Genomic DNA, 16,457 nt, shown 5'->3' on the forward strand with positions numbered 1-16,457 from the left:
GGGAGTCCAATGCGGGGAGGAGACGACAGACCAGCCTCTCCGGTAAGACCCGACGGAGGCAAGGCCACCACACCGGCCCGCGCCGCACCGCCCGGGCCGCGCGGCCTGCTGCGCCGTCTGCGCGAGGTAATGGCCGAGGCCGGCACCGTCGACGAGCGGCTGGCCCGCGTGGTGCGCAACATCGCCACCAACATGGTGGCGGAAGTCTGCTCGGTCTATCTGCTGCGCAACGACGATCTCGAACTCTACGCCACCGAGGGTCTGAATCCCGACGCCGTGCACAAGACCCGGCTGAAGGTAGGCGAGGGCCTTGTCGGCGATATCGCCGCCCATGCCCGGCCGCTGATGCTGGCCGATGCGCAGACCCATCCGCAATTCGCCTACAAGCCGGAAACCGGCGAAGAGATCTACCATTCGCTGCTCGGCGTGCCGATCCTGCGCGACAACCGCGTCATCGGCGTCCTCGTCGTGCAGAACAAGACCCGCCGCCAGTATATGGAGGAGGAGGTCGAGGCGCTCGAGACCATCGCCATGGTGCTGGCCGAGATGGTCGCCTCCGGCCAGCTGTCGGGCAGCGAGGATCTGGTCGCGGTCACCCGTGCGCCGACCATGCCGTTCCGCGCCGATGGTCGCACGCTGTCGGAAGGCCTTGCCATCGGCACCGTGGTGCTGCACGAGCCGCGCATCCATGTCGACAAGACCATCGCCGACGACATCCCGCACGAAAAGCAGCGGCTGGATGCCGCCGTCGCCTCGATGCGCGACCAGGTCGACCGCATGCTTGAGGCGCCCGACAGCGACATCGTCGGCGAAAGCCGCGACGTGCTGGAAACCTACAAGATGTTCGCCCATGACACCGGCTGGCTGGCCAAGCTGCACCAGGCGGTGGACTCGGGCCTGACGGCGGAAGCCGCGGTGCAGCGCGTGCAGGGCGACACCCGCCACCGCATGCAGGCGATCACCGACCCCTACCTGCGCGAACGGCTGGCCGACCTCGATGACCTCGCCAACCGGCTGCTGCTGCACCTGGCCGGAAAGCCCTATCAGTCTGCGGCCGAGAACCTGCCGGACAATGCCATCCTGCTGGCGCGCGCCATGGGCCCGGCCGAACTGCTGGATTACGACCGCCGCAAGCTGCAGGGCGTGGTGCTGGAGGAAGGCTCCAGCGTCAGCCATGTCGCCATCGTCGCCCGCGCGCTGTCGATCCCGGTGATCGGTGGCGTCGAGGGCGTGATCGCCCGCGTCGAGCCGGGCGACATGATCGTGGTCGACGGCGACCATGCCCAGCTTTTCGTCCGCCCGGCGCCCGATGTGATCAATGCCTTCCAGCAGAGCCTGGCACTGCGCCAGGCCCGGCTGGCGAAATACGCTGCCCAGCGCGAGGACCCTTCGGTGACCCGCGACGGCACCCGCGTCGCGCTGCTGATCAATGCCGGCCTGCTGATCGACCTGGGGCATCTCGACGAAACCAATGCCGACGGCATCGGCCTGTATCGCACCGAGCTGCAGTTTATGGTGCGGCCGACCATGCCCAAGGCCGAGGCGCAGACGGCGATCTACCGTCGCGTCATCGATCATGCCGGCGACCGGCCGGTGGTATTCCGCACGCTCGATATCGGCGGCGACAAGGTGCTGCCGTATCTCGGCCGTCAGGTCGAGGAGAATCCGGCCATGGGCTGGCGCGCCATCCGGCTGACGCTCGATCGTCCGGCGCTGCTGAAAGTGCAGCTGCGCGCCATGCTGGAGGCGGCGGCCGGCCGTTCGCTGCATGTGATGTTCCCGATGATCGCCGAGGTCGACGAGTTCCGCCGCGCCCGCCGGCTGCTCGACCGCGAGGTGCAGCGGCTGGTCAGCTTGCGCAAGCCGGTGCCGCTGAAGCTCGCCGTCGGCACCATGCTGGAGGTGCCGGCGCTGGCCTGGCAGCTGCCGGCGCTGCTGCCGCTGGTGGATTTCATCTCGATCGGCTCGAACGACCTGATGCAGTTCATGTTCGCCGCCGACCGCGGGCATCCGAAACTCGCCGACCGCTACGATCCGCTCAGTCCCGCCCTGCTTGCCTTCCTGCACTGGGTGGTCCAGCAATGTCGCAGCGCCGGCAAGCCGGTGACGCTGTGCGGCGAGATGGGCAGCCGGCCGCTGGAGGCCATGGCCCTGCTCGGCATCGGACTCGAGCGGCTGTCCATGCCGGCCAGCGCGATCGGTCCGGTCAAGGAAATGCTCCGTAGCCTGGATGTTCCCCGTTTGGCGGATTTTATGTCCGGCCTGTATCGCTCGCCCGAGCACAGTCTACGCGCACAGCTAGAAGAATTTGCCCGCGAAAACGGGGTAATTGTTTGAAAAGGCTGACCTTACGGCATAAATAACGTATTATGACCGTCAGGCGAACAACAGGCAGGCATGTCCATGAGTGTACAGTCCGGCGAACGCCCGGCCGGGTCCGACGCCACCGCCACGGCTACAGCTTCCGGCGGCTATGAAGGCGTCGGCCACAGCCTGAGAGTGGTCCGGGAACGGCGCGGCCTGCAGCTCGCCGATGTTTCCGCCCGCCTGCGCATCCGCCGCCCCTATCTGGAAGCGATCGAGAGCGGCCATTTCACCGAATTGCCCGGCGCCGTCTACATCAACGGCTTTCTGCGCCAGTATGCCGAGTTTCTCGGCCTCGACGCCGAGCAGGTGCTCAAGACCTATCAGGATGAGGCCGATGCGCCGCAGCGTACGGTGCTGAATTTCCCGATGCCACGGCCGGAAGATCGCACGCCGCGCTTCTGGCTGATCGGCGGCGCGCTGATCCTCGCCATTGCCATCTATGCCCTGTGGTATCGCCACCAGGAAGCACTGCGACTGGGCCACGACCTGATCGAGGCGGTGCCGGCACGTCTCGCCGACCTGGTGCCGAATCCGACGCCGATTGCGCCGGCGACGACGAGTCCGGCTCCGGCGGCGGCTCCGACCGATCCCTCTGTTACGGCCAGCGCGCCACCGGCCCCGGCTGGCACCCCGACCACGAGCCCGGCCGCCACCCCGGTTACACCGCCGGCTCCAGCGGGCGGCAGCATGGTTTCGGCGCTGCCCAATCCGGCCGTCCAGCCGACTCCCGTCAATCCCCCGGCGACTCTGCCGGCCGATACGGCCGCGGCTTCTGCTCCGGCCACGCCGACGCAGGCCGGCCCGGCCCAGACGGCCCCGGCCCAGACGGCCCCGGCCCAGACGGCCCCGGCACAGACCGCCCCAGCCCAGACGGCAACCGCGCCGACGGCCCCGGCCGCGACACCAGCCGTTCCGCCCGCAGCCGGGGATAGCACTCCCCCTGCGGCGGCCCCCGCCACGTCAGCCGTCACCGCGGCGGCACCCGAGGCCCCGGCCGTTTTCGGGGCGCAGGATGCCCCCGATGCGCGGGTCCGGCTCGAGGCGACGGCCCCGGCCTGGATTCAGGTGCGCGGCGCCAACAACGAGCAGGTTTTCACCCGGCTGCTGCATGCCGGCGAACGCTATGTCGTACCGCCCGGCCAGACCGGCCTGACCCTGCTGACCGGCAATGCCGGCGGCCTGAAGATCATCGTCGATGGCCGTACCCTGCCGCCGCTGGGCGCCACCGGCGAGGTCAAGCGCGGCATCCCCCTGGATGCCGATCTGCTGAAGGCCGCCGAGGGCAGCCAGGGCTGATGCCGGCCCGATTTCCGGGCTGACACGGGCCTGTCACAGGCGGCCGGCAAGCTTGCCATCGCCGGCCAAAGGCGCCATGTTACGCCCGCGTCCGGCGGCCCCGCCTGATCGACATTAAAAGGGGCCCGGACAAGGCCAGAGCCATGAGCATCCGACCCTATCGCGACATCCAGCGCCGCAAAACGCGCAAGATTTTCGTCGGCAATGTGCCGGTGGGTGGCGACGCGCCGATCACCGTGCAGACGATGACCAATACGCTGACCTCGGACGTGAAGGCCACGGTCGAGCAGATCCGGCGCTGCGAAGAGGCCGGCGCCGATATCGTGCGCGTGTCCTGCCCCGATGAAGATTCGACGAAGGCGCTGAAGGACATCATCCGCCAGGTGCGGGTGCCGATCGTCGCCGACATCCATTTCCACTACAGGCGCGCCATCGAGGCCGCCCAGGCCGGCGCTGCCTGCCTGCGCATCAATCCGGGCAATATCGGCCGCGCCGACCGCGTGCGTGAAGTCGTGCAGGCCGCCAAGGATCATGGCTGCTCGATGCGCATCGGCGTCAATGCCGGTTCGCTGGAAAAGCACCTGCTGGAGAAATATGGCGAGCCCTGCCCCGAGGCGATGGTGGAAAGCGCGCTCGACCATGCGCGCATTCTCGAGGACCACGATTTCCGCGAGTTCAAGATCAGCGTGAAGGCCTCCGACGTTTTCCTGGCGGTCGCCGCCTACCAGGGCCTGTCGGAAGCCTGCGACTATCCGATGCACATCGGCATCACCGAAGCCGGAGGCCAGCGCATCGGCACGGTGAAATCCTCGATCGGGCTCGGCATGCTGCTGTGGTCAGGCATCGGCGATACCCTGCGGGTATCGCTGTCGGCGGCGCCGGAAGAAGAGGTCAAGGTCGGCTTCGACATGCTGAAGTCGATGAACCTGCGCCATCGCGGCGTCAACGTGATCTCTTGTCCGTCCTGCGCGCGCCAGAACTTTGATGTGATCAAGACCGTCGAGGTGCTGGAACAGCGGCTCGCCCATATCACCACGCCGATGACGCTCAGCGTGATCGGCTGCGTGGTCAACGGCCCGGGCGAGGCACGCGAAACCGATATCGGCTTCACCGGCGGCGGCAAGAACACGCATCAGGTCTATCTCGCCGGCCAGCCGGCGCACCGGCTGCAGAACGAGGATATCGTCGCGCATCTGGTGCAGTTGGTCGAAGAAAAAGCCCGCCAGATCGAGGCGGCCAAGGCCCATCAGTCTGAATCTGACCAGGCGGCCGACGCCGCTTCTTAGCTTCCATTTTTCTGCAGGAGACACGCCGTGGCCCAGTTGCAGCCCGTGCGCGGCACGCATGACATTCTGCCCGACGACTATGCCCGCTTCCGCCATGTGGTGGACACGGCGCGGCATGCTGCCGCACTGTTTGGCTACCGCGAGATGGCGACGCCGATCTTCGAGTTCACCGAAGTCTTCGCGCGATCCATGGGCGAGACCTCCGACGTGGTCTCGAAGGAGATGTATTCCTTTACCGACAAAGGCGGCGAGGGCCTGACGCTCAGGCCGGAATATACCGCCGGCATCTGTCGCGCCTTCATCTCCAACGGCCTGCAGCAGCATGTGCCGCTGAAGACCTTTGCCTGGGGCCCGATGTTCCGCTTCGAGCGGCCGCAGAAGGGCCGCCAGCGCCAGTTCCACCAGATCGACGTCGAAGTGATCGGCGCCGCCGAGCCGCAGGCTGATGTCGAGGTGATCGCGGTGGCCGCCGAAATCCTGCGCCGACTCGGCATCCTCGACAAATGCACGCTGGAACTGAATACGCTCGGTGATCCGGAAAGTCGTGCCGGCTATCGCGCGGCACTGGTGGCGTATTTCTCCGGTTATGCCGACCGGCTGTCGGAAGACAGCCGCAAGCGGCTGGAGAAGAATCCCCTGCGCATCCTCGATTCCAAGGACGAGGGCGACCGTCGTCTGGTGGCCGATGCGCCGCTGATCCAGGAATACCTGACGCCCGCCGCCAGCGATTTCTTCAAGGCGCTGCAGGATGGCCTCGGCGCCGCCGGGGTGCCGTTCACGGTCAGCCCGCGGCTGGTGCGTGGCCTCGACTATTACACGCATACCGCCTTTGAATTCACCACCGACATGCTGGGCGCTCAGGGCACCGTGCTGGCCGGTGGTCGTTATGACGGTCTGATCGAGCAGCTTGGCGGCAAGCCGACGCCGGGCATCGGCTGGGCCGGGGGCATCGAGCGGCTGGTGTTGCTGAGCGATCCCCAGCCGGCGCCGCCGCGCGTCGTCGCACTGATCCCGATTGGCGCCGCCGCCGAGGCGGAAGCTGTGAAACTCGCCGGCGAACTGCGCCGCGCCGATATCGCTGTCGAACTCGCCTATGGCGGCAATGCCGGCAAGCGCTTCAAGCGCGCCGACAAACTGGGCTGCGTCGTCGCCGTCGTGATCGGCGACGACGAATTGGCCAAGGGCATCGTCAAGCTCAAGGACTTCGGGACCGGGACCGAGACCGAGGTCGCGCGCGGCAATCTGCTGGCAGCATTGAAGGCCTGATCCGCATGGAGGTGGTCGGCCTGCCGGAAGCCAAGCTCGACAAGGTGATCGAGCGCTACGAGATGCTGCAGGCGCAGATGTCCGCCGGCGGCCATGGCGCCGAGGCCTTCGTGAAACTGTCGAAGGAATATGCTGAGATCGAGCCGCTGGTGCAGGCGATCCAGGCCTGGCGCCGGCTGCGCAGCGAGGTCGCCGATCTGCTGGCCATGCGCGACGACCGCAATGCCGATGCCGAGATGCGCGAGCTGGCGGAGGTCGAGTGGAAGCAGGCCCAGGCCGCTCTGCCGGAGCTGGAGCGGCAGGTCAAGCTGATGCTGCTGCCCAAGGACGAGGCCGACGAGAAGAATGCCATCCTCGAGGTGCGCGCCGGCACCGGTGGCGACGAAGCGGCGCTGTTCGCGCGTGAGCTGTTCGAGATGTATCGCGGCTATGCCGCCCAGCAGGGCTGGCGTTTCGAGGTCGAGAGCATCGCCGATACCGAGCTTGGCGGTTTTCGCGAGGCGGTGGCGACGATCACCGGCCGTAATGTCTTCGCCCGGCTGAAATTCGAATCCGGCGTGCATCGGGTGCAGCGCGTGCCCGAGACCGAAGGCTCGGGCCGCATCCACACCTCGGCCGCGACAGTGGCGGTGCTGCCGGAAGCCGAGGATGTCGATATCGACATCAACGAAAACGACCTGCGCATCGACGTCTATCGCTCGTCCGGCGCCGGCGGCCAGCATGTGAATACGACAGATTCCGCTGTGCGCATCACCCATATCCCCTCGGGGATCGTGGTGGCGCAGCAGACCGAACGGTCACAGCACAAGAACAAGGCCAAGGCGATGAAGCTGCTGCGCGCCAAGCTCTATGAGGCCGAGCGCGAGAAGCGCGACAGCGCGCGCTCCGCCGACCGCCGCGGCCAGGTCGGTTCCGGCGACCGCTCGGAACGCATCCGCACCTACAATTTCCCGCAGGGCCGCGTCACCGACCACCGCATCAACCTGACGCTCTATAAGGTAGAGCAGGTGATGACAGGCGAAGCGCTCGACGAGATCATCGGCGCCCTGATCGCCGAGGACCAGGCCAGCCGGCTGGCCGCGCTGAATGCCTGACGTGCAGACGGTCGGCGCGGCGATCGCGGCTGCCACCGAACGCCTGAAGCAGGCGGATGTCGCCGAGACGCCGCGGCTGGATGCCATCCTGCTGCTGGAACAGGCCAGCGGCATCGACGCAAACCGCCTGCGTCTCGATCCCGCGGTGCCGTTGACGTCCGCTGTTGTCGCCGCCTTCGGCGCGCTGCTGCAGCGGCGGCTGGCCCATGAACCGGTGTCCAAGATCGTCGGCTTCCGCGAGTTCTGGAGTCTCAGCTTCCGCACCGGCCGCGACGTGCTGGACCCGCGGCCGGATTCCGAAACCCTGGTGGCCGGGGTGCTGGCCGCCATTGCCGACAAATCGGCGCCGCTGCGGCTGGTCGATTTCGGCACCGGTTCGGGCTGCCTGCTGCTCAGCCTGTTGCACGAGCTGCCGAATGCCACTGGCCTTGGCGTCGATCTGTCGCCGGCGGCGCTGGCCATCGCGCGGGACAATGCCGGTCGCCTCGGTCTTGCGGCCCGCGCAGAGTTCCGGGAGGGCAACTGGGGGCAGGGGCTGGCGGGCGCCTTCGACGTCCTGATGTCCAACCCGCCCTATATCGAAAGCGCCGTGGTGCCGACCCTGGAGCCGGAGGTGGCGCAGTACGATCCGGTCCTGGCGCTGGATGGCGGCCCGGATGGCCTCGATGCCTATCGCCGGCTGGCGCCGGATCTTGCCCGGCTGGCGGCGCCGGCCGCCGTGGTGGCGCTGGAGGTCGGGCAGGGCCAGGATGCGGCCGTCAGTGGCCTGCTGGCCGCGGCAGGCTTCTCCGGACTGTCCGCACTGGCCGATCTCGGCGGAATTCGCCGGGTGGTGGTGGGGCGAAAAGCCGCATAATTTCCGACAAAAAGGGTTGGCAGGCCCCGCGCCGCCCCTTATCTTGGAATACGGGATGACGCAGTCCCAAGGAACCACGCCCAGACAGGCAGGCCCCACATGGCATTGTTAGATGCCGGGGCATAACAGCGGGCGGTGTACCGGGGGTGCATGAACCAGGCGGCGTCATCGCCTCTTCGAAAGAGATCGTGAGCGACACTCGGATTGATACTGAGATCGCAAGCTTATTCGATCGAGAGGACGACCGCTTCGCGCGCAATGTCATGCGGCGCGAAGCGCGTGCGCACTTCGCCTGACTGCGCGATATTCGAAACCTGCGAGATGACACTGTGAACAAGAATCGTCAACGTGGCGGCCGTCCCCAGGGCCGCCGTCCTCACGGCAACGGCAATATGGGTGGCGGCGGTGGCGGCGGAGGCGGGTCGCACCGGAATTTCGATTCCAACGGCCCCGACGTGAAGATCCGCGGTACCGCGAACCATATCTTCGAGCGTTACTGCCAGCTCGCCCGCGATGCCAATTCTGCCGGCGACCGCGTGGCGGCCGAGAGCTTTCTGCAGCACGCCGAGCATTACTACCGCATCATGCTGGCCCAGGGCGTCACGCCGATGCAGCGGGCCAGCAATGGCCAGACCGGCAACGGCCAGCAGCCCCAGGCCCAGCCGGCGCAGCAGCCCCAGCAGGGCAACGGCAATGGCAATGTCGCCGGCACGGGCGACAACAACGATGGCGACGGTGACGGCGACGGCGAACAGCCGAGCCTGGAAATGGAGCTCGAGGCGGCGCTGGACCCCAATGCCGAACCCGCCGAGGAAGCCGCCGAGCGCGACGAGGCCAATGCCGCCTGAGTGCGGGTGGCCTGACTGCGCCTGACGCCGTTCAGCAAAAAGGCCGCCCGAAGGGGCGGCCTTTTTCTTTGCATCGTGCGGAAAGGATTACGGCGCCGCGGCGATATCGCGCTCGGCCTGATCCGGCCGCGGCTGCAGCTTCTCGTCGGCCAGGGTGAAATTGCGCACCGGGGCGACCTCATGCTCGGGCAGGGCCGGGCCGACCGCCACGTCGATGTCGAGGTCTTTCTTCAGCAGGCCGCGGTCGCCGCCCAGATGGCGTTCGAAGAAATCGACCGTGCGGGCAATGCTGTCCTCGCGGGCCTCGCCGCGAAAGGTATGGCCTTCGCCGCGATAGATCTTCACTTCGTGTTCGGCGCCGATCTGCTCCAGCAGGCGGACCAGTTCGCGGGCGCGGGCCAGCGGCACGGTGCGGTCGCGGTCGCCATGCAGGACCAGGGTCGGCGGCATATGGGTGACGCCGCGGCGCATCACTTCGGCCGGCATGGCGCCGACCTGGTCGACCACGGCCTGGATGCGCGTATCGCGGCTGCCCAGGCTGAGGGCCTGGAAGCTGCCGAGCGACAGGCCGAAAATGCCGATGCGGTCCGGATCGACGAAAGCCTGCCGGGCGACATAGCCGACCGCCGCCGAGACGATCGCCTCGCGCTCGTCATGCAGAGCCGGCGCCGCCTTGTGGGCCTGCGGGATGCCGTCGAAATAATGCACCACAAAGGCGGTAATGCCGTGCTCGGCCAGGGCCTTGGCTTGCGGATAGTACAGCGAGCCGTCGCCGAGCCCATGGGCGCCATGCAGGATCAGCACGGCCGGGGCGCGGCCATCGTCGTCGAACTGGCTGGTTTCGGCGCGGACCACGTCGACCTTGATGCGGCGGCCGTTGATGGTGAAGCCGGTGGTCTCGGCATCGGCCTCGCGGCGGGCGGGCTCGGCGGATTTCTGACGGTGCGGCGCCAGCTGGCGGCTGGACGGCTTGCTGACCGGCAGCGGCGTGGCGCCATGGGTCTGATGGGTCAGCGGATGGGGCTGGGCGAGGGTGGCGGGTGCCGGCAGCAGTAGTACCACGCCGAGGAGCAGGCCGGCCAGACGGCGGCGGGCCTTGCGGGACTGCGCTCCGCTGTTCAGCGAAGCCTGGCGATCCGGCGATGTCTGGGCAGGCCCCCCGGCCATGCAACCCCCCTGAAAACGAACATCCGGTACGATCTGGCGCTGCAGCCTAGTGATTCTGCACCGCAACCAACAGCATCCCCCTGTCGGTGTAACGATTAGTAACAACTCGGAAGGGGCTTTGTCCAGTTCTATTTTTATGGGAAATCAATGGGTTGATGGCTTCTTGACGATCCGGGGCGGTCTTCCTACCTTAACTCTCGCCTGCCGGAGTCGCTTTTCGGCATCTCCAATCAAGTGAGGATCGCATGTCCGCGCCGACCAAAGTTACCGATGCTTCCTTCGAGTCCGATGTGCTCAAGTCCTCGGATCTTGTGCTGGTGGACTTCTGGGCCGAATGGTGCGGCCCGTGCAAGCAGATCGCTCCGGCGCTCGATGAGATCGCGGGCGAGATGGATGGCAAGCTGACCATCGCCAAGGTCAACATTGACGAGAACCCGATGACTCCGTCGAAGTTCGGCGTGCGCGGCATTCCGACGCTGATCCTGTTCAAGGACGGCAAGCCGGTTTCGACCAAGGTCGGTTCGATGCCGAAGAGCCGCATCGTCGAGTGGATCAACTCGGCGATCTAGGCGTTTTCCGTCAGCACCCGGCCCGCGAGATACAGTGAGCCGGTGACAAGAACACGGGCCGGGCCGGCATCTGCCGCCCCGGCCTTTTCCATGTCGGCCCGGATCGTTTCCGCCGCCTGCCGTAGCCCGTCTGCCGGCGTCGCGGCAATGCCGACGCTGCGGGCGGTGGCGGCGAGATCCGTTGCCGGCAGGCTGTTGGCCTCGCCCGGAATGGCAATGCAGCTGGCACCGCGCACCAGCAGGGTCAGCGGCCGCAGCAGGCCGGCGGCATCCTTGGTGTTCAGCACGCCGGCGATCAGCCAGGTCGGCCGCGGTGGCAGGCGGCGCAGGGTATCGGCCAGTGCGGCGCCGGCCATGGCGTTATGGGCGCCATCCAGCCAGACCTCGGTGCCCGGCGGCAGCGCATCCACCAGCGGGCCGCGGGTCAGCCGCTGCATGCGCGCCGGCCAGTCGACCTCGCGCAAGCCGGCGGCAATCGTGTCCGCCGGCAGCGCAAAGCCCTGCAGCTGTCGGGCGCAGGCGACCGCCGTGGCGGCATTGACCACCTGATGCGCGCCCAACAGGGCCGGTGCAGGCAGGCGCAGCGAGGCATTCCTGTCGTGCCACAGCAGGCTGCCATCGGGCATCGTCTCGACCTGCCAGTCGACGCCGTAGCGGAACAGCGGTGCGCCACAGTCGTCAGCCCGGGCTGCGATCACTGCCATGGCCTCTTCGGGCTGCGGGCCCACCACGCAGGGCACGCCGGGCTTGATGATGCCGGCCTTGGAGACGGCGATCTTGGCAATCGTGTCGCCTAGGAAGGCGATATGGTCGATGCCGATCGGCGTGATCGCGGTCAGTCGCGGCCGCGGGATCACGTTGGTGGTATCGGCGATGCCGCCGAGGCCGGTTTCCAGCAGCACCAGGTCGGCCGGCACTTCGGCGAAAGCGAGGAAGGCGGCAGCCGTCGTGATCTCGAAAAAGGTGATCGGCCGCCCGGCATTGACCCGCTCGCAGCGCTCCAGCAGCGCGACCAGCCGGTCGTCGCCGATCAGCTTGCCGGCCAGCCGGATGCGCTCGTTGAAGCTCACCAGATGCGGCGAGGTATAGGTATGCACGCGATAGCCGGCGGCTTCCGCCATGGCGCGCAGGAAAGCGGTGGTCGAGCCCTTGCCCTTGCTGCCGGCGACATGGAAGACCGGCGGCAGGGCCAGGTGCGGGTCGCCCAGTTCGGCCAGCAGGATACGGATGCGGTCGAGCGAAAGATCGATCGCCTTGGGGTGCAGCGTCGTCAGACGCTGCAGGAGGGCATCCTTGTCAGTGCGGGCGTTTGCCGGGGGAACCATGCGGAATCTCCCCGGTGGGCGGAATCTCGAGGCCCGGCCGCGGCAGCGGCACGACATCGGCCTTGGGCACTGGATCGAGCAGCAGTCCGACAACGCGGCCCAAGGTGGTGCGCAGGTCGCGGCGGTGCACCACCATGTCCAGCATGCCGTGTTCCAGCAGGTATTCGGCGCGCTGGAAGCCCTCCGGCAGGGTCTCGCGGATGGTCTGTTCGATGACCCGCGGGCCGGCAAAGCCGATCAGCGCATTGGGCTCGGCGATCTGGATGTCACCCAGCATGGCGTAGGACGCCGTGACACCGCCGGTGGTCGGGTCGGTCAGCACCACGATGAAGGGCAGGTGCGCCTCGCGCAGGCGCTGCACGGCGATCACCGTGCGCGGCATCTGCATCAGGCTGAGGATGCCTTCCTGCATGCGGGCGCCGCCGGCAGCGGCGAACAGGATCAGCGCGGCGCGCTGGTTGACCGCCAGCGTGGCGGCGGCGATCAGCGCCTCGCCGGTCGCCATGCCCATCGAGCCGCCCATGAAGGCGAAATTCTGCACGGCGATCACCACGTCCTGCCGTTCCAGCGTGCCATGCGCCACGGCAAAGGCATCGCGCTGGCCGGTCTTGGCGCGGGCGTCCTTCAGACGGTCGGGGTATTTCTTGGAATCGCGGAAATGCAGTGGATCCTGCAGCACGTCGGGCAGTTCGATGGTCTGGTATTCGCCATTATCGAACAAAGCCTCGAAGCGCTCTTTCGGGCCGATGCGCATATGATGGTCGCACTTCGGGCAGACCATCTGGTTCTCTTCCAGTTCCTTGGCGTAGATCATCTGCGCGCAGTTCGGACATTTGGTCCACAGGTTGTCGGGCGTGTCCTTCTTGCGGGTGATCTCGCGGATCTTCGGCAGGACGGTACGGGTCAGCCAGTTCATCGCAGTCTTCCTTCGCTTCAGGCCGCGGCCTTGGCCACGCCGTGCACGGCATCGGCCAGTTCGCGCACCAGCGCCAGTACATGGCCCGCCGGATCGATTCCCTTCGCCTGCGCCTCGGCAACGCGCTCGACCAGTGCCGAGCCGACCACGGCGGCATCGGCCACGCCGGCAATCTCGGCGGCGCGGGCGCCGTCACGGATGCCGAAGCCGACGGCGACCGGCAGCTTGGTGTGCCGCTTGATGCGGGCGACGGCATTGCCGACCGCATGGGTGTCGGGCGCAGTAGCGCCGGTGATACCGGCGATCGACACATAATACAGGAAGCCCGAGGTATTCTGCAGCACCTTGGGCAGCCGCTTGTCGTCGGTGGTCGGGGTGGCCAGGCGGACGAAGTGGATGCCGGCCTGCATGGCCGGGATGCACAACTCGTCATCTTCCTCGGGCGGCAGATCGACGACGATCAGGCCGTCCACGCCGGCGGCCTTGGCATCGGCGAGGAAGGCATCCACGCCGTAGGCCGAGATCGGGTTGAAATAGCCCATCAGGACGATCGGTGTGGCGTCATCCGCCTTGCGGAAGCCGCGCACCAGGTCGAGGGTGCGGCGCAGGGTGGAGCCATTGGCCAGGGCGCGCAGGTTGGCGGCCTCGATCGACGGGCCGTCGGCCATCGGATCGGTGAAGGGCACGCCCAGTTCGATCAGATCGGCGCCGGCTTCCGGCAGGCCGGCCAGCAGGCGGGCGCAGGTCTCATGATCCGGGTCGCCGGCGGTGATGAAGGTAATGAGGCCGGCGCGGCCGGCTTTCTTCAGGTCGGCGAAACGGGTGTCGATCCGGCTCACAGCGTCACTCCCAGGGCCTTGGCCACGGTATAGATGTCCTTGTCGCCGCGGCCCGACAGGCAGACCGCCATCAGGTGATCCTTCGGCAGCGTCGGTGCCAGCTTGATGACATGGGCCAGCGCATGGGAGGATTCCAGCGCCGGGATGATGCCCTCGAGTCGCGAACAGAGCTGGAAGGCATCCAGCGCCTCCTTGTCGGTCGCCGAGACATAGCTGGCGCGGCCGACATCATGCAGCCATGCATGCTCGGGGCCGATGCCGGGATAATCGAGACCGGCGGAAATCGTGTGCGCCTCGGTGATCTGTCCATCGGCATCCTGCAGCAGGAAGGTCCGGTTGCCGTGCAGCACGCCGGGCACGCCCTTGGCCAGCGAGGCGGCATGGCGCGTGGTCTCGAGGCCTTCGCCGGCGGCCTCGACCGCATAGATTTTCACGTCCTTGTCGTCGAGGAAGGGGTGGAACAGGCCCATGGCATTCGAGCCGCCGCCGATGCAGGCGACCAGGCTGTCGGGAATGCGGCCTTCCTTTTCCATCATCTGGACGCGGGTTTCCTCGCCGATCACCGACTGGAAATCGCGCACCAGCATCGGATAGGGATGCGGGCCGGCCACCGTGCCGATGATGTAGAAGGTGTCCTCGACATTGGTCACCCAGTCGCGCAACGCCTCGTTCATCGCATCCTTGAGCGTGCGCGAGCCGGATTTCACCGCGCGCACCTCGGCGCCGAGCAGTTTCATGCGGAAGACGTTGGGCTGCTGGCGCTCGATATCGACTTCGCCCATGTAGATCACGCAGGGCAGGCCGAAGCGGGCCGCGACGGTCGCCGTGGCGACGCCATGCTGGCCGGCGCCGGTCTCGGCGATGATGCGCTTCTTGCCCATCCGCTTGGCCAGCAGGATCTGGCCGATGCAGTTGTTGATCTTGTGCGCGCCGGTGTGGTTTAGCTCCTCGCGCTTGAAATAGATCTTGGCGCCGCCGAGGTGCCTGGTGAAAGGCTCGGCGTAATAGAGCGGGCTCGGCCGGCCGACATAATCCTTCAGCAGGTAGTCCATTTCGGCCTTGAAGGCCGGGTCCTTGCGGGCGGCGGCATAATGCTGCTCGAGGTCGAGGATCAGCGGCATCAGCGTCTCGGCAACGAAACGCCCGCCGAACTTGCCGAAATGGCCGCGCTCGTCGGGGCCGGAACGATAGGAATTCAGCATCGTCATGGTCGTGGTCCTCTGATCGCTACAGGCGGCGCGCGGCTTCGAGAAAGGCGCGGATCTTCGCCGGGTCCTTCTTGCCGGGCGCGCTTTCCACACCGCTTGATACGTCAACCGCGGTGGCACCGGATTGCTTTACGGCTTCGGAAAGATTCTCCGGCGTCAGGCCGCCGGACAGGATCCACGGCCGGCTGAACGACACGCCCTTCAGGATCGTCCAGTCGAAGCTCTTGCCATGGCCGCCGGGACGGTCGGCGCCGGCCGGTGGCCGGGCATCGAACATCAGCCAGTCGACCAGGTCTTCGTAATCGCGCGCCTTTTCGACGTCTTCGCGGGTCGAGACCTTGACCGCCTTGATGATCGGCAGGCCGAAATAGACACTGATGGCGCGGCAGCGGTCGGGCGTCTCGTCGCCATGCAGCTGCAGCAGGTCGAGTCGCGCCTTGGCCAGCACCCGGTCGAGATAGTCGGTCTCCGGGTCGACGAAGACGCCGACGCGGTCGGTGCCGGTCGGCACCTCGCGCAGCAGTTCTTCCGCCTGTTCCGGCGACAGGCTGCGCGGCGACGGCGGGAAGAAGACGAAGCCGCACATGTCGGCGCCGTGCTCCAGTGCGGTCGCCAGGCACGCCGGATCGTTCAGGCCGCAGATCTTGGTGAACAGCGTCATGGCTCAGGCAACTCCCGTCATGCCACTGCTGCGATTTCTTCGGCGATGGCGCGCGCGCTCGCCTCCGGGTCGGCCGCCTCGGTGATCGGCCGGCCGATCACCAGATGGTCGGCGCCGAGCGCCAGCGCCTCGGCCGGGGTCATCACCCGTTTCTGGTCGCCGGCGGCGCTGCCTTTCGGGCGGATGCCGGGCACCACCAGCTTGAAATCCGGGCCGCAGGTCTCGCGCAGCATGGCGATCTCGCTGGCGGCGCAGACCACGCCGTCGGCGCCGTTGTCCTGGGCCAGCCGGGCCAGCCGCTTCACATAGGTGCTGACATCCTCGGTGACGCCGATGGCGGCGAGGTCGCTGGCATCCAGCGAGGTCAGCGCGGTGACGGCCAGGATCATCGGCCGCTGGCGGGCGGCCTGTGCCCCCTCGACGGCGGCGCGGATCATCGCCGGGCCGCCGGCGGCATGGATGGTCAGCATCATCGGCCCCATCGCCACGGCGGCGGAACGGACGGCGCCGGCCACGGTGTTGGGGATGTCGTGGAATTTCAGGTCGAGGAACAGCGGCGTGCCCTGGGGCAGGATAGCGCGCACCTCGGTCGGGCCGTAGGCGGTGAAGAACTCCTTGCCGAGCTTGACGCCGAAGCCGGCGGCAGCGGCGGCCCGGGCGCAGCGGGCGGCAAAAGCCAGCTCGATGGTGTCGATGGCGCAGAAGACCGGGGCGAGGCGGGGGCGGGTATGAGTCATGGGCCGGGCTTATAGCCGAAAC

The 16,457-nt window shown here is 67.3% G+C and carries 15 protein-coding genes; 8 read left to right on the forward strand and 7 right to left on the reverse strand.

Annotation, left to right across the window (positions count from 1 at the left end):
- The first annotated feature begins 9 nt into the window (after positions 1–9).
- The 7 genes from ptsP (at position 10) to ACFOOQ_RS12620 (ending at position 9,013) form a co-directional block, all read left to right on the forward strand.
- Positions 10–2,337 (forward strand): phosphoenolpyruvate--protein phosphotransferase, encoded by a 2,328-nt coding sequence (gene ptsP / locus ACFOOQ_RS12590; RefSeq protein ID WP_379726905.1) that lies wholly within the window; start codon positions 10–12, stop codon positions 2,335–2,337.
- Between the two features lie 66 nt (positions 2,338–2,403).
- The gene (locus ACFOOQ_RS12595) at positions 2,404–3,663 is read left to right on the forward strand and encodes a helix-turn-helix domain-containing protein (protein ID WP_379726908.1); all 1,260 of its coding nucleotides are present in this window, start codon (positions 2,404–2,406) and stop codon (positions 3,661–3,663) included.
- A gap of 143 nt (positions 3,664–3,806) precedes the next feature.
- Positions 3,807–4,949, forward strand: a complete 1,143-nt coding sequence (gene ispG, locus ACFOOQ_RS12600; protein WP_379726911.1) for a flavodoxin-dependent (E)-4-hydroxy-3-methylbut-2-enyl-diphosphate synthase — start codon at positions 3,807–3,809, stop codon at positions 4,947–4,949.
- Positions 4,950–4,976: 27 nt separating this feature from the next.
- Complete coding sequence (gene hisS, locus ACFOOQ_RS12605) at positions 4,977–6,215, forward strand: histidine--tRNA ligase (protein ID WP_379726914.1); 1,239 nt, start codon at positions 4,977–4,979, stop codon at positions 6,213–6,215.
- A 5-nt stretch (positions 6,216–6,220) separates the two neighbouring features.
- Positions 6,221–7,309, forward strand: coding sequence for a peptide chain release factor 1 (gene prfA / locus ACFOOQ_RS12610; RefSeq protein WP_379726917.1), 1,089 nt, complete (start codon positions 6,221–6,223; stop codon positions 7,307–7,309).
- Positions 7,302–8,165 (forward strand): peptide chain release factor N(5)-glutamine methyltransferase, encoded by an 864-nt coding sequence (prmC, locus tag ACFOOQ_RS12615; protein ID WP_379726920.1) that lies wholly within the window; start codon positions 7,302–7,304, stop codon positions 8,163–8,165. Before prfA ends, prmC begins: the two co-directional genes overlap by 8 nt.
- 329 nt (positions 8,166–8,494) lie before the next feature.
- Positions 8,495–9,013 (forward strand): DUF4167 domain-containing protein, encoded by a 519-nt coding sequence (locus ACFOOQ_RS12620; protein ID WP_379726923.1) that lies wholly within the window; start codon positions 8,495–8,497, stop codon positions 9,011–9,013.
- Positions 9,014–9,100: 87 nt separating this feature from the next.
- On the opposite strand, the gene ACFOOQ_RS12625 is transcribed toward ACFOOQ_RS12620, so the two are convergent.
- Positions 9,101–10,180, reverse strand: coding sequence for an alpha/beta hydrolase family protein (locus ACFOOQ_RS12625; protein ID WP_379726926.1), 1,080 nt, complete (start codon positions 10,178–10,180; stop codon positions 9,101–9,103).
- Between the two features lie 245 nt (positions 10,181–10,425).
- Between ACFOOQ_RS12625 and trxA the strand changes: the two genes are divergently transcribed.
- Positions 10,426–10,749, forward strand: a complete 324-nt coding sequence (trxA, locus tag ACFOOQ_RS12630) for a thioredoxin TrxA (protein ID WP_379726929.1) — start codon at positions 10,426–10,428, stop codon at positions 10,747–10,749.
- Here trxA and ACFOOQ_RS12635 read toward each other — a convergent pair.
- The 6 genes from ACFOOQ_RS12635 to pyrF are packed head-to-tail and all read right to left on the reverse strand — an operon-like array spanning position 10,746 to position 16,435.
- Positions 10,746–12,074 carry a bifunctional folylpolyglutamate synthase/dihydrofolate synthase gene (locus tag ACFOOQ_RS12635; protein ID WP_379726932.1) on the reverse strand — a complete coding sequence of 443 codons (1,329 nt, stop codon included), beginning with the start codon at positions 12,072–12,074 and terminating at the stop codon, positions 10,746–10,748. The genes trxA and ACFOOQ_RS12635 overlap by 4 nt on opposite strands.
- A complete protein-coding gene (gene accD, locus ACFOOQ_RS12640; protein ID WP_379726934.1) occupies positions 12,046–12,990 on the reverse strand; it encodes an acetyl-CoA carboxylase, carboxyltransferase subunit beta in 945 nt (314 codons plus the stop codon). The genes ACFOOQ_RS12635 and accD overlap by 29 nt, the downstream gene beginning before the upstream one ends.
- Positions 12,991–13,007: 17 nt before the next feature.
- Positions 13,008–13,829: a tryptophan synthase subunit alpha gene (gene trpA, locus ACFOOQ_RS12645; RefSeq protein WP_379726937.1), complete on the reverse strand. Its 822-nt coding sequence runs from the start codon at positions 13,827–13,829 to the stop codon at positions 13,008–13,010.
- Positions 13,826–15,037, reverse strand: coding sequence for a tryptophan synthase subunit beta (gene trpB / locus ACFOOQ_RS12650; RefSeq protein ID WP_379726940.1), 1,212 nt, complete (start codon positions 15,035–15,037; stop codon positions 13,826–13,828). The genes trpA and trpB overlap by 4 nt, the downstream gene beginning before the upstream one ends.
- Positions 15,038–15,056: 19 nt before the next feature.
- Positions 15,057–15,698, reverse strand: a complete 642-nt coding sequence (locus tag ACFOOQ_RS12655; protein WP_379726943.1) for a phosphoribosylanthranilate isomerase — start codon at positions 15,696–15,698, stop codon at positions 15,057–15,059.
- 17 nt (positions 15,699–15,715) lie between these two features.
- Complete coding sequence (pyrF, locus tag ACFOOQ_RS12660) at positions 15,716–16,435, reverse strand: orotidine-5'-phosphate decarboxylase (RefSeq protein WP_379726947.1); 720 nt, start codon at positions 16,433–16,435, stop codon at positions 15,716–15,718.
- Positions 16,436–16,457: the final 22 nt, after the last annotated feature.

It is taken from the genome of Ferrovibrio xuzhouensis (genome assembly GCF_042648965.1).
GTDB classification, from domain to species: domain Bacteria; phylum Pseudomonadota; class Alphaproteobacteria; order Ferrovibrionales; family Ferrovibrionaceae; genus Ferrovibrio; species Ferrovibrio xuzhouensis.

Coding starts and splice junctions, on each gene's coding strand:
- ptsP (WP_379726905.1), top strand. CDS start 10: ATGCGGGGAGGAGACGACAGACCAGCCTCTCCGGTAAGACCCGACGGA.
- ACFOOQ_RS12595 (WP_379726908.1), top strand. CDS start 2,404: ATGAGTGTACAGTCCGGCGAACGCCCGGCCGGGTCCGACGCCACCGCC.
- ispG (WP_379726911.1), top strand. CDS start 3,807: ATGAGCATCCGACCCTATCGCGACATCCAGCGCCGCAAAACGCGCAAG.
- prfA (WP_379726917.1), top strand. CDS start 6,221: ATGGAGGTGGTCGGCCTGCCGGAAGCCAAGCTCGACAAGGTGATCGAG.
- prmC (WP_379726920.1), top strand. CDS start 7,302: ATGCCTGACGTGCAGACGGTCGGCGCGGCGATCGCGGCTGCCACCGAA.
- ACFOOQ_RS12625 (WP_379726926.1), bottom strand. CDS start 10,180: ATGGCCGGGGGGCCTGCCCAGACATCGCCGGATCGCCAGGCTTCGCTG.
- trxA (WP_379726929.1), top strand. CDS start 10,426: ATGTCCGCGCCGACCAAAGTTACCGATGCTTCCTTCGAGTCCGATGTG.
- ACFOOQ_RS12635 (WP_379726932.1), bottom strand. CDS start 12,074: ATGGTTCCCCCGGCAAACGCCCGCACTGACAAGGATGCCCTCCTGCAG.
- accD (WP_379726934.1), bottom strand. CDS start 12,990: ATGAACTGGCTGACCCGTACCGTCCTGCCGAAGATCCGCGAGATCACC.
- trpB (WP_379726940.1), bottom strand. CDS start 15,037: ATGACGATGCTGAATTCCTATCGTTCCGGCCCCGACGAGCGCGGCCAT.
- ACFOOQ_RS12655 (WP_379726943.1), bottom strand. CDS start 15,698: ATGACGCTGTTCACCAAGATCTGCGGCCTGAACGATCCGGCGTGCCTG.
- pyrF (WP_379726947.1), bottom strand. CDS start 16,435: ATGACTCATACCCGCCCCCGCCTCGCCCCGGTCTTCTGCGCCATCGAC.